Source organism: Serratia sp. (in: enterobacteria) (assembly GCF_046715635.1).
In the GTDB taxonomy this organism is placed as follows: Bacteria; Pseudomonadota; Gammaproteobacteria; order Enterobacterales; family Enterobacteriaceae; genus Chania.
In genome coordinates this window covers 1-11,106 of record NZ_JBKJYW010000417.1, presented here as the reverse complement: position 1 = coordinate 11,106, position 11,106 = coordinate 1, and the positions used below count along the sequence as shown (strand labels likewise).

12 protein-coding genes are annotated in these 11,106 nt (G+C 52.4%); 9 read left to right on the top strand and 3 right to left on the bottom strand.

Annotation, left to right across the window (positions count from 1 at the left end):
• Nucleotides 1-352: 352 nt before the first annotated feature.
• The 3 genes from bssS to ACLQ7H_RS21725 all read left to right on the top strand — a co-directional run bounded on the left by bssS (nt 353) and on the right by ACLQ7H_RS21725 (nt 2,720).
• Complete coding sequence (gene bssS, locus ACLQ7H_RS21735) at nt 353-607, top strand: biofilm formation regulator BssS (protein WP_024485935.1); 255 nt, start codon at nt 353-355, stop codon at nt 605-607.
• A 145-nt stretch (nt 608-752) separates the two neighbouring features.
• Nucleotides 753-1,865 (top strand): N-methyl-L-tryptophan oxidase, encoded by a 1,113-nt coding sequence (gene solA / locus ACLQ7H_RS21730; RefSeq protein ID WP_411754454.1) that lies wholly within the window; start codon nt 753-755, stop codon nt 1,863-1,865.
• Nucleotides 1,866-2,081: 216 nt separating this feature from the next.
• The gene (locus tag ACLQ7H_RS21725) at nt 2,082-2,720 is read left to right on the top strand and encodes a LuxR C-terminal-related transcriptional regulator (RefSeq protein WP_411754453.1); all 639 of its coding nucleotides are present in this window, start codon (nt 2,082-2,084) and stop codon (nt 2,718-2,720) included.
• A 3-nt stretch (nt 2,721-2,723) separates the two neighbouring features.
• On the opposite strand, the gene ACLQ7H_RS21720 is transcribed toward ACLQ7H_RS21725, so the two are convergent.
• A complete protein-coding gene (locus tag ACLQ7H_RS21720; protein WP_411754452.1) occupies nt 2,724-3,782 on the bottom strand; it encodes an AI-2E family transporter in 1,059 nt (352 codons plus the stop codon).
• A gap of 428 nt (nt 3,783-4,210) precedes the next feature.
• Between ACLQ7H_RS21720 and ACLQ7H_RS21715 the strand changes: the two genes are divergently transcribed.
• Nucleotides 4,211-4,765 (top strand): cytochrome b, encoded by a 555-nt coding sequence (locus ACLQ7H_RS21715; protein ID WP_411754451.1) that lies wholly within the window; start codon nt 4,211-4,213, stop codon nt 4,763-4,765.
• A gap of 26 nt (nt 4,766-4,791) precedes the next feature.
• Nucleotides 4,792-5,370: a YceI family protein gene (locus tag ACLQ7H_RS21710; protein ID WP_411754450.1), complete on the top strand. Its 579-nt coding sequence runs from the start codon at nt 4,792-4,794 to the stop codon at nt 5,368-5,370.
• A gap of 94 nt (nt 5,371-5,464) precedes the next feature.
• Here the strand turns inward: ACLQ7H_RS21710 and ACLQ7H_RS21705 are convergent, their stop codons facing one another.
• Nucleotides 5,465-6,517 carry a rhodanese-related sulfurtransferase gene (locus ACLQ7H_RS21705; RefSeq protein WP_411754449.1) on the bottom strand — a complete coding sequence of 351 codons (1,053 nt, stop codon included), beginning with the start codon at nt 6,515-6,517 and terminating at the stop codon, nt 5,465-5,467.
• 208 nt (nt 6,518-6,725) lie between these two features.
• Here ACLQ7H_RS21705 and ACLQ7H_RS21700 point away from each other — a divergent pair, with 208 nt between their 5' ends.
• Nucleotides 6,726-7,823, top strand: a complete 1,098-nt coding sequence (locus ACLQ7H_RS21700) for an NADH:flavin oxidoreductase/NADH oxidase (RefSeq protein WP_411754448.1) — start codon at nt 6,726-6,728, stop codon at nt 7,821-7,823.
• A 19-nt stretch (nt 7,824-7,842) separates the two neighbouring features.
• On the opposite strand, the gene ACLQ7H_RS21695 is transcribed toward ACLQ7H_RS21700, so the two are convergent.
• Nucleotides 7,843-8,004 (bottom strand): histidine kinase, encoded by a 162-nt coding sequence (locus tag ACLQ7H_RS21695; protein ID WP_411754447.1) that lies wholly within the window; start codon nt 8,002-8,004, stop codon nt 7,843-7,845.
• Nucleotides 8,005-8,316: 312 nt separating this feature from the next.
• On the opposite strand from ACLQ7H_RS21695, the gene ACLQ7H_RS21690 reads away from it, so the two are divergent.
• The 3 genes from ACLQ7H_RS21690 (at nt 8,317) to mdtG (ending at nt 11,060) form a co-directional block, all read left to right on the top strand.
• Nucleotides 8,317-9,237 (top strand): Kdo(2)-lipid IV(A) acyltransferase, encoded by a 921-nt coding sequence (locus ACLQ7H_RS21690; protein ID WP_411754446.1) that lies wholly within the window; start codon nt 8,317-8,319, stop codon nt 9,235-9,237.
• A gap of 114 nt (nt 9,238-9,351) precedes the next feature.
• Nucleotides 9,352-9,636 (top strand): YciI family protein, encoded by a 285-nt coding sequence (locus ACLQ7H_RS21685; RefSeq protein ID WP_411754445.1) that lies wholly within the window; start codon nt 9,352-9,354, stop codon nt 9,634-9,636.
• 188 nt (nt 9,637-9,824) lie between these two features.
• The gene (mdtG, locus tag ACLQ7H_RS21680; protein WP_411754444.1) at nt 9,825-11,060 is read left to right on the top strand and encodes a multidrug efflux MFS transporter MdtG; all 1,236 of its coding nucleotides are present in this window, start codon (nt 9,825-9,827) and stop codon (nt 11,058-11,060) included.
• Nucleotides 11,061-11,106: the final 46 nt, after the last annotated feature.

Genomic DNA, 11,106 nt, shown 5'->3' with positions numbered 1-11,106 from the left:
CCAACTGCTGATCCACAGCCTGAAACTGGAAGCACAAAATCAGAACCGCGATCCCGAAATGCAAAAACATTTCGCCCATCTGGCAGCCGAATTGGAAAGTCATGCACACGTGCAACTTCCCCCTGCGGCCGAAGAGTAATAAGAGTTAGATGATTTAGCACGGGCAGCATGCCGCTGCCTCTACATCCTCTTGCCGATTTATTGCACAAACAAATATTTATTTGCAATAAACCGCAGGAAAATACCCCACGTCAGATCCTGGATGCGTATACTGTAAAAGCTCACCATGAAGAAGAGACGCATTGATCCTCGTTAGTAACTCCAGCTAGTCACTACTTGATAAGGGGTCTTTATGGACAGAAATGATGAAGTAATACAGACACATCCGCTTGTTGGCTGGGATATCAGTACCGTCGATGTTTATGATGCCATGATGATTCGCCTTCATTACCTGTCTTCCCTAGACCAAACAGCCGAAGAAGCGCAAGTGGATCGGACTCTTTGGCTCACCACAGACGTTGCCCGCCAATTGATCAATATTTTAGAGGCTGGCATCGCCAAGATAGAATCTACGGATTATTTAGACCTTGATCGAAGAAAACATTAACCCATTCACACTCAACCGCTAAGGCGTCGGCAATTAACCGGCGCCTTTTCTTTTATATCAGCCCGCATCGGTTCCTGGTGCATTACCGCCGCCAAACTCTTATCATATCTGCCATCAGCGACACATCAAAGAAAGGACATGGCACGTGGAATATGACTTGATCATCGTGGGTAGCGGCTCGGTTGGGGCTGCTGCTGGCTATTATGCGACAGCCGCGGGCCTTAAGGTCTTAATGATCGACAGCGCTTTCCCCCCGCATCGTCAGGGCAGCCACCACGGCGATACCCGCATCATTCGCCATGCCTATGGCGAGGGCGAAAAATATGTGCCTTTTCTGCTGCGTGCCCAGGCACTGTGGAATGGATTAGAGCAGAAAAGCGGCGACAAGCTGTTTCATCCCTGTGGCGTGCTCACCCTGGGGCCACAAGACAGTGAATTTGTCACCACGGCACAACGCAGTGCCAAAAACTTTAACCTCAATACCGAGTTACTGAGCGCCGAACAGATCCAACAACGCTGGCAAGAGTTCACCGCGCCAGCGGGTTATGTCGGCCTGTTCGAACCAGATGCAGGAATACTGCGCTCGGAACTGATTGTTGCCAGCTACGTCAGATTGGCCAGAGAAGCAGGCTGCGCCCAACTGTTTAATTGCCCGGTAACCGCCATCGAGCCAATCGAGCAAGGGGTTGAGGTCGTTACTTCAGAGGGGCGCTACCAAGGGCGTAAAGCCGTGGTCTGCGCGGGAACCTGGGTCAAAAATCTGTTACCACAGCTTCCTGTTTCACCGGTGCGTAAGGTGTTTTCCTGGTATCAGGCAGATGGCCGTTACAGCGAAAACAACCACTTTCCGGCTTTCACCGTTGAAGCGCAAGACGGCTGCCACTACTACGGTTTTCCATCCGAGAATGACGGTTTAAAGATCGGTAAACACGATGGTGGGCAACCCATAGAAACAGCAGAGCAGCGTAAGCCGTTCGGATCCCTGGCCAGCGACGGTACCGAAGTCTTCGGTTTTCTGCGCCACTTCCTGCCGGGGCTTGGCGTCTGTCTGCATGGTGAAGCCTGCAGCTATGATATGAGCCCGGATGAAGACTTTATCATCGACACCCTGCCAGACTGCCAACGGCTGATGGTGGTCACCGGCCTGAGTGGCCACGGCTTTAAGTTTGCCAGCGTACTGGGTGAAATCGCTGCGCTGTTTGCACAGGATAAACCTTCATCCCTGGACATCACGCCCTTCAGCCTGCAGCGTTTCTGACCGTTCAATCCCCTGTTCGCACCGCTCAGGCCAGCGGCAGGGGAAACCTCCAGTGATTAAAACCCGCCAATGTACTGATATTCTTAAAAAAATAAGCTATGAACGGAAATATCTTCCTATAATCACTGGATTTCCGAATTGATCCCGCAACCAGGTAAGGCCTATTTTACATAATTAGGCTTTAGCCCGTTTTGTATCTTCAACAAGGACGTCACTATGAAACTACTCGTTGTGGACGAATGCTGTTTCACTCGTGTTGGGATCGCCAACCACTTTACTGACAACATGTTTGCGTCAGTGAACTGCTGCCCAGACATCGACACCGCGCTCCCTCTACTGGCCAGTTTCAAGCCCAACCATATTCTGGTGAATCTGACTAACTACTGCCGCTACACGACAAATAACCAACTGCTTTCATCGTTTATCACCGCGGCCCGGCGTGCAACGGTACTTATTTATCTGGATGTGCCTTATCCCTACAGTGAAAGCCCACTGCGCATCGCCAACAATACCTTTTTATTCAGCAAAGCCGTGTTACCCACTGCGCTAAAAACGCTAAGTAAAAGCCCGAGTGAACTCATGAAGGATCAAACAGCTCACTCGCTTTTCAGCCCGCAAGAATTGACGGTAATGCGCTATTGGATGTCCGAGATGCCGAATTATCGCATCGCCAAGAAATTACAGATCAGTGCCCATACGGTGTATGTGCATAAACGCCACATCACCGAGAAAATCAACGTGCGTAACCGGCTGGAATTTTATTCGCTATATAACATACTGCGCTATTTCTATCCGCCAGAACCCACCTTCAAACCGGTAGGTTCGGCTTCGTTAGAACTGCAGGCCGCCGTTTAAACCTCACTTCGGCGTCATTTTCTCTATCTGGCGCCCATCACCGAGGATCATGGCCACCTTGCGTCCTCCATCCATGGTTTCCAACGTGATGCGCGCGATAATAGTCAAGGGGACCGATAACAGCATCCCCACTGGCCCCATCAGCCAGCCCCAGAAGATCAAGGAAAGGAACACCACCAGCGTAGAGAGCCCCAGCCCACGGCCCATGATCCGCGGTTCCAGCATATTACCGATGATCAGGTTGATCAGAATATAGCCCGCAGCCACCACGGCCGCATCGGCAAAGCCGTTAAACAGCAAAGCCTGGATCAGCGGCGGAATAGCAGCAATGATCGAACCAATATTGGGTACATAGTTGAACATGAACGCCATCATGCCCCAGATAAAGGCAAAGCGAACGCCAACCCAGCTCAGGAAGCCCCAGACGATCAGGCCAGTTGCCAGGCTGATGGCAGTCTTGATCACCAGATAGTGCGTGACCCCTTGCAAGGCCCGGCGGATAGTAGCCATCCCTTCGGTGGGATTATCCAGCGCCTGCTGCAGCTTGAAGGGCAATACCTTCACCTCAAACAGCATAAAGACCACCGTCATCAATAACAGGAAGATGCTGGTCATCGCCCCGGAAAGGTGTCCCAGCAGGCGGGTCACCAGGTTCATGGTGGTACCAGGATCGACGTATTTGACCACCGCATCTGCCGAGAAGGTAATATCCAGATTGAAGCGTTGCGCCTGGTATTGCAACTCGCTCAGCTTCTCCAGCATCATGCCCCGATACTGTGGTAATGAGCGAGCAAACTCATTTAATGAAGAACCCAGCATGCCGACCAGGGTCAATAACAGCACGACGATGGCGATCACCAACAGCATTACGCCCAGCCCTCTGGGCACGCGAAAACGTTCCAATAGCAGCACCAGCGGGTTTAACACGATGGCCAAGAACACCGCCAGCAGGAACGGCACCACGATATCGGCTGCCGCCTTTATGCCTGCCAGGATCACCACCAGCATGGCCAGCATCATGATCAAACGTAGCTTGCGGTCATTGAACTCGGGTATGCCCATGAAATTTCCTTGTGTGGTACAGGCCCGCCAGAGCCATTGATAAATACATGTTAGCAAATTATTCCTTGCTGTCGCAGGCATATTACCCTCAACTTGCTGAAGGAATTAAATTAATCCTGGTTAACAGGGCGAACAAATAATCGACGCTAGTCGTTATTCAATTATTTGCCAAGGTTTCTGGTGGTATTTACGAAAAATGACAAAAGCTGACAATGAAGAATAAAGTCGATAAATTTCAATTGGCCAGCGTTTCCGCAACGCTGCCAAAAAAACACCCTCTCCAACGATTCCTTTGACCAACTTGCCACAACTCAAACAAATCTACTGATTAATATTTTTATGCAGTCACTTAGTTAAATTTATTATTGCTTTATGTTTCTTAAAGATTAAGTATTGCTGCCGGTAAATGAGTTTTGTAAGGAAAGCTGATGCTCTGGAAAAATACCGCTGACCGCTTTGGTCACATTTCTGTACTGATCCATTGGTTGGTGGCGCTGGTCGTGTACGGCATGTTCGCCCTCGGCTTATGGATGGTGACACTGGGTTATTACGACGTTTGGTATCACCAGGCACCGGAGATCCACAAAAGTATTGGTACGCTGCTGTTTATCGCCATGGTGGTACGAGTGGTCTGGCGCTTTATCTCGCCACCACCCAAGCCTCTGGCCAGTTACAGCCGTCTTACACATATCAGTGCCGTGCTCGCCCATATCGCGCTTTATACCGTATTGTTCGCCATCCTGATCAGCGGCTACCTGATTTCTACCGCCGATGGTCAGGCAATCAGCGTGTTTGGCTGGTTTGACGTACCGGCCACCGTGACCGGTTTGCCACAGCAGGCCGATACTGCTGGAACTATCCATCTTTATCTGGCTTGGGCCGTCGTGGTGCTTTCGGTACTGCACGCCCTGGCTGCGCTTAAACATCACTTTATTGATGGTGATGTTACTTTGAAACGGATGCTGGGTCGCAGCACCGATTAACCTTTTGGATTTATGGAGATATTGCTATGTTGAAGAAAACCGTATTAGGCTTGGCCGCCGGTGCCCTGCTGTTAAACGCGGGTTCCGCTCTGGCTGCCAATTACAAAATCGACAAACAAGGCCAGCACGCCTTTATCGAATTCCGCATCCAGCACCTGGGTTACAGCTGGATTTACGGCACTTTCAAAGATTTTGACGGTGGCTTTACCTTCGATGAAAAAGACCCGGCTAACGATAAAGTCAACGTAACCATCAACACCGCCAGCGTTGACACCAACCACGCCGAGCGTGACAAACACCTGCGCAGCGCCGATTTCTTGAACGTCGAAAAGAACAAGCAGGCTACCTTTACCTCTACCGAAGTGAAAAAAGACGGTGAAGGTTATGCCGTAGTCGGCAACCTGACGTTGAACGGCGTTACCAAGCCGGTCACGCTGGCAGCCAAACTGGTCGGCGAAGGTAAGGATCCTTGGGGCGGTTACCGCGCCGGTTTCGAAGCCACCGGTAAAATCAAGCTGAAAGACTTTGGCATTACTACCGATCTCGGCCCGGCTTCACAGGAAGTTGAGCTGATCATCTCGGTCGAAGGCGTTCGCGAGAAGTAATACATTCTTGATACAACAAGGGCGCTGAATTACTAGGGGCGCTGCATGCTGCGCCCGCTTAGCAGCGCCCTATCTCTATCCTGCGTGCAACACCCTACTCTTTCGGTTCCGGGATATGCATGGTGGTTTGCAACAGCCCTTTCGACTTATTGAAGATTTTTACGCCATTCTCACGGCCAGCCCTGCGGGCTCGCTGTTCCTCACGCGGTAACTTCAGCTCTTCACGACAGGTCTCGCTGCAACAGCCAGCAAACTTCTCGGCACAGCTCGGACACTGGATAAACAGCAGATGGCAGCCGTCGTTCAGGCAGTTAGTATGAGTATCACAAGGCTCACCGCACTGATGGCAGTTGGCGATCACATCTTCTGAGATACGTTCCCCCATGCGCTCGTCAAACACAAAGTTCTTGCCGATAAACTTCAGTGGCAACCCTTGTGCCTTCGCCTGACGGGTATATTCGATAATACCGCCTTCCACGTGATAGACGTTTTTGAAGCCATTATGCAGCATATAGGCGCTGGCTTTCTCACAACGGATCCCACCGGTACAGTACATGACGATATTCTTGTCTTTCTGCTCCTGTAGCATCTCTACCGCCATCGGTAGCTGATCGCGGAAGGTGTCGGAAGGCACTTCGATCGCCTTATCAAAGTGCCCAACCTCGTACTCATAATGGTTGCGCATATCAACGAACACCGTATTCGGATCGTCAATCATCTGGTTAACGCGATCGGCCTGCAGATACTCACCCACATTGGCAGGGTTGAAAGTCTCATCTTCAATCCCGTCGGCCACAATACGTTCACGCACTTTCAGGCGCAGTACCCAGAATGATTTGCCATCGTCTTCCAGCGCAATATTCAGGCGTACCTGATCCAGAGCCGGGTGCGAAGCAAACAGCACGGTTTTGAACGCGTCAAAGTGACTCTGCGGCACGCTGAGCTGCGCATTGATACCCTCTTTGGCCACGTAGATACGGCCAAACACCTTCAGTTTATCAAACTGGATATACAAGCTATCGCGAAATGCCTTGGGGTCGTCAATGGTGAAATATTTATAAAAAGAAACTGTGGTGCGTGGCTCGGTTTCGGCCAGCATACGCGCCTTCAGTTCCTCATTAGAAATTCGGTTATGTAACACTGGCATGGTGTACTTTCCTGTCTTTCGGGAGGTGACTGATTGAGTGCCCACGGGCCGTTAGCCCGCGCGCGGCGCACATCATACCCGAAAATAGACTGCAACACAGCATTAACCCGGCGGTAATGATTTCCGCACAAAGCTTGACGTTATTCGCAAATACCGATAAGCCTAGTGCAAATCGTAGCAACGAATTTTGACGGACCATGAGGAAATTATGAGCCAGCTGTTTACTCCGATCACCCTGGGGCTGCTGCGGTTGCCTAACCGCATTATCATCGCCCCCATGTGCCAGTACTCTGCCGACAACGGCAAAGCCACCGAATGGCATACTATGCATCTCGGCCACCTGTCCCTTTCTGGGGCGGGATTGCTGATTGTGGAAGCCACTGCGGTTTCACCGGAAGGGCGTATTTCTCCGGGAGATCTTGGCCTGTGGGACGAGGCCACAGCAGAGGCGCTTGCCGACGTGGTACAGGCGGTAAAAAAACACGCCACCATGCCTTTGGGGATCCAACTGGGGCATGCTGGCCGCAAAGCTTCTTGCGCCCTTCCCTGGCAAGGCGGCGCACAGTTGGCCAAGAGCGAAGGCGGCTGGCAAACGCTATCTGCCTCTGCCCAGCCCTTTAACCCTTTGGATGACGCTCCACAGGCCATGAGCCTGGCGCAAATTGAGCAGTTGAAGGCACAGTTTGTCGCAGCGGCACAGCGCGCAGACCTTCTCGGCTTCGATCTTATCGAGCTGCACGGCGCGCATGGTTACCTGCTGCACCAATTCCTCTCGCCACTGGCCAATCAACGCACCGATCACTACGGCGGAAGCCTGCATAATCGTATGCGCTTGTTGCTGGAGATTTTCAGCGAGGTGCGAGCCGTATTCCCGGCCCACAAAGCGCTTGGCGTGCGGATTTCCGCCAGTGACTGGGTTGAGGGAGGTTGGGACGAACAGCAGTCCGTTGAACTGACCTGCGCTTTAAAAGAATTGGGCTGCGATTACATTCATATTTCCAGCGGCGGCCTGTCGCCACAGCAAAAGATCCCAGTGGGGCCGAACTACCAGGTGCCGTTTGCCGAAACCATCAAACATAAAGTTGGTATGCCAACCATCGCCGTGGGGTTGATCACCGAACCGGAACAGGCAGAAGCGATTGTTGCCACCGGTCAGGCCGATATGGTCGCGCTAGCACGCGGTATTCTCTATAACCCCCGCTGGCCGTGGCATGCGGCCGCTAAACTAGGCGCCCAAGTGCAGGCTCCGCCACAGTATTGGCGTTCAGAACCACACAGGGTAAAAGGCTTGTTCAAAGACCATTAACAGAACCTCAAGCGGGTGTCTAGCGCCCGCTTGACCATTCCGTAGCCCCAGAGATAATCGCCCCCGCCAGCAGCCCGATCCCCGCTACGGCTAGCAAAGGGTTGTACTGCATATAGGCACCAAGACAGCCAAATAACCCACCGATCACCAATAGCCCAGCGCTTAACCATGATGCCAACATAGTTACCTCCTGAATCAATAAACGAATAAAACACTGCCTGAATTATAGGTCGACTCTTACTGCATTTGACGAAAAAACCAGCAACCGCACCTGATTTAGGCCTAAAAAGGGTCATTTAATGCGGTGAGTTTTCCTGTTACATAAGAAAAATGTCACAATAAGCGACTATAAACGGCAGAAAACCATCGCATAGACCGAGTCGTTCAAGCAACCCGTGGTCAGCAAAAAATTCTGATGGCGGCCCGCAACTCAACGTGTCTACGCATCTTATCTGTTATTACTGTTAAATGACTGCTTCTAAGCTGAGAACCCATGACGCAAGTTCCTTCTTTCAATCGATCTTTACTGCATCCGCGCTACTGGCTTACCTGGTTTGGCATCGCCTTACTCTACCTGCTGGTCCTGTTGCCATACCCCATTATTTATCGTTTGGGGACCGGGTTGGGTCGCTTTTCAATGCGTTTCCTCAAACGCCGGCGAGCGATAACTGAGCGTAACCTGGAACTGTGCTTTCCGGATATGCCAAGAGCCGAACGTGATGCGTTGATTGCCAAGAACTTCGAATCCGTGGGGATGGGGCTGTTTGAAACCGGCATGGCCTGGTTCTGGCCCAACTGGCGTATTGAGCGCTGGTTCAGCGTCAGCGGCCTGGAGCACATTCAAAAGGCACGGGACAATCATCAAGGGGTGCTGCTGATCGGCCTGCACTTCCTGACGCTGGAGTTGGGTGCTCGTATCTTTGGTATCCACAATCCCGGGATCGGCGTCTATCGCCCACACGATAATAAGCTGATGGACTGGCTACAGACCTGGGGCCGTATGCGCTCGAACAAGTCCATGCTGGACCGTAAAGACGTCAAGGGGATGATCCGCGCTCTGAAACAGGGTGAGATCATCTGGTACGCACCGGATCATGACTACGGCCCGCGCAGCAGCGTGTTTGCACCTCTGTTTGCGGTGGAAAAAGCAGCGACCACCACCGGCAGCTATGTGTTGGTACGCATGGGGAAACCGGCGATCATTCCCTTTACGCCACGCCGCCTGCCGGAAGGCAAAGGGTACGAACTCATCATGCAACCCGCGGTGGAAAACTTCCCGCTGGATGACGAAGTCAAGGCCGCGGCCTTTATGAACAAGGTGGTAGAAAAGGAGATCCTGATGGCGCCGGATCAATATATGTGGCTGCATCGCCGCTTCAAGACCCGCCCGGACGGTGAGCCTTCGCTCTATTAATCACCAGGTCTATAGGCATTAAGACTGCATATGACATAAGGGCACAGCATGCGAACACGTTGGGCCCGTATCAACACAGCAACATTTGTCACTTTCCCAGCAACAGGAGCTTCTATGTATATCGTCAGCCTGACCTACCACCGCCCGATTGAAGAAGTAGAAAGTCATCTCGAAGGACACATCGCCTGGTTGAAGCACTATTTTCAAGCCGGCAGTTTTATTGCCTCTGGCCGTAAGAACCCGCGTACCGGCGGCGTGATCCTGGTAAAAGACATGGAGCGTACCAAGCTGGATGCCATCCTGGTAGAAGATCCCTTCGTTGCCGTGGCCAATTATGAGGTGACACAGGTGGCTCTCACCACCACCAGCGCCGGATTCGAAGCCTTGGTCGGTGCTTGAAACACCCCATTCCCGCGTTATTCGACGCGGGAATAATTGTCATTCCCCTTTTTAAAACTTTATTTCATTTTCACGCAAAATCACCCAGCTGCTCAATTGATAACCTGCGTTATTAAGCGCATACTTACCAGGCTAACTTTTTTTGCCTTGCGCAATCGCAGGGCAACTCTTCCCCCGCACGGAAACCTATGGCCCCGGCAGCAGAACCTATCAATTGGCAACGTAACCTGTTCATCACCTGGTTGGGCTGTTTTCTGACCGGCGCGGCCTTTAGCCTGATCATGCCATTCCTGCCGTTGTACGTTGAAGCGCTTGGCGTTACCGGCCATCAGTCGCTGAATATGTGGTCCGGGTTGGTGTTCAGTATCACCTTCCTGTTCTCCGCCATTGCCTCACCCTTCTGGGGCAGCCTGGCCGATCGTCGTGGGCGTAAGTTGATGTTGCTGCGTTCAGCGCTGGGGATGGCCATTGTGATGGTGCTGATGGGCATGGCGCAGAACATCTGGCAGTTTCTGGCACTGCGCGCGGTACTGGGGCTACTCGGCGGTTTTATTCCCAATGCCAATGCGCTGATTGCTACTCAGGTGCCACGCCATCGCAGCGGCTGGGCGCTGGGCACCCTCTCGACCGGCGGTGTTAGTGGTGCCCTGATTGGCCCCTTGATTGGCGGCTTGCTGGCTGACCAGTATGGTCTACGCCCCGTGTTCTTCATCACCGCCACGGTGCTGTTTATCTGCTTCCTGCTGACGCTGTGCTGCGTGCGGGAACAGTTCACTCCGGTGCAGAAAAAAGACATGCTGCATGCACGCCAGGTATTTGCCTCTCTTAAGAGCCCCAAGCTGATCCTCAGCCTGTTTGTCACCACCATGATTATCCAAATCGCTACCGGCTCGATTGCCCCTATCCTGACGCTTTACGTGCGTGAACTGGCGGGTAACATCAGCAACCTGGCGTTTGTCAGCGGGTTGATCGCCTCGGTACCTGGCGTGGCCGCTTTGATGAGTGCGCCACGGCTGGGCAAGCTAGGCGACAGGATCGGCCCGGAGCGTATTCTGGTATTTATGCTGGTAATTTCCGTGCTGTTGTTGATCCCGATGGCCTTTGTTCAGACACCATGGCAACTCGGCGTATTGCGCTTTCTGCTCGTCGCTGCCGATGGCGCACTGCTGCCTGCGGTGCAAACCTTGTTGATCTACAACTGTACCAATCAGGTTGCCGGGCGAATATTCAGCTATAACCAATCTTTCCGGGATATCGGTAACGTTAGCGGCCCACTGCTCGGCGCTGCCGTTTCTGCCAGCTATGGATTCCGCGCGGTATTCTGCATGACGGCGCTGGTGGTGCTATTTAACGCGTTCTATTCCTGGTGGTGTTTACAACGGCGGCCAGCGAGATTGCGTGAAGACACGTTGCAAGAAGAGTAATAGCGCTATTTATCGCCAGTTGTTCTGATAAATATTACCCAAGCCC

Bases quoted from the DNA above. Each gene is read 5' to 3' on its own strand.
- bssS (WP_024485935.1), top strand. From the start codon at position 353: ATGGACAGAAATGATGAAGTAATACAGACACATCCGCTTGTTGGCTGG.
- ACLQ7H_RS21725 (WP_411754453.1), top strand. From the start codon at position 2,082: ATGAAACTACTCGTTGTGGACGAATGCTGTTTCACTCGTGTTGGGATC.
- ACLQ7H_RS21720 (WP_411754452.1), bottom strand. From the start codon at position 3,782: ATGGGCATACCCGAGTTCAATGACCGCAAGCTACGTTTGATCATGATG.
- ACLQ7H_RS21715 (WP_411754451.1), top strand. From the start codon at position 4,211: ATGCTCTGGAAAAATACCGCTGACCGCTTTGGTCACATTTCTGTACTG.
- ACLQ7H_RS21710 (WP_411754450.1), top strand. From the start codon at position 4,792: ATGTTGAAGAAAACCGTATTAGGCTTGGCCGCCGGTGCCCTGCTGTTA.
- ACLQ7H_RS21705 (WP_411754449.1), bottom strand. From the start codon at position 6,517: ATGCCAGTGTTACATAACCGAATTTCTAATGAGGAACTGAAGGCGCGT.
- ACLQ7H_RS21700 (WP_411754448.1), top strand. From the start codon at position 6,726: ATGAGCCAGCTGTTTACTCCGATCACCCTGGGGCTGCTGCGGTTGCCT.
- ACLQ7H_RS21695 (WP_411754447.1), bottom strand. From the start codon at position 8,004: ATGTTGGCATCATGGTTAAGCGCTGGGCTATTGGTGATCGGTGGGTTA.
- ACLQ7H_RS21690 (WP_411754446.1), top strand. From the start codon at position 8,317: ATGACGCAAGTTCCTTCTTTCAATCGATCTTTACTGCATCCGCGCTAC.
- ACLQ7H_RS21685 (WP_411754445.1), top strand. From the start codon at position 9,352: ATGTATATCGTCAGCCTGACCTACCACCGCCCGATTGAAGAAGTAGAA.
- mdtG (WP_411754444.1), top strand. From the start codon at position 9,825: ATGGCCCCGGCAGCAGAACCTATCAATTGGCAACGTAACCTGTTCATC.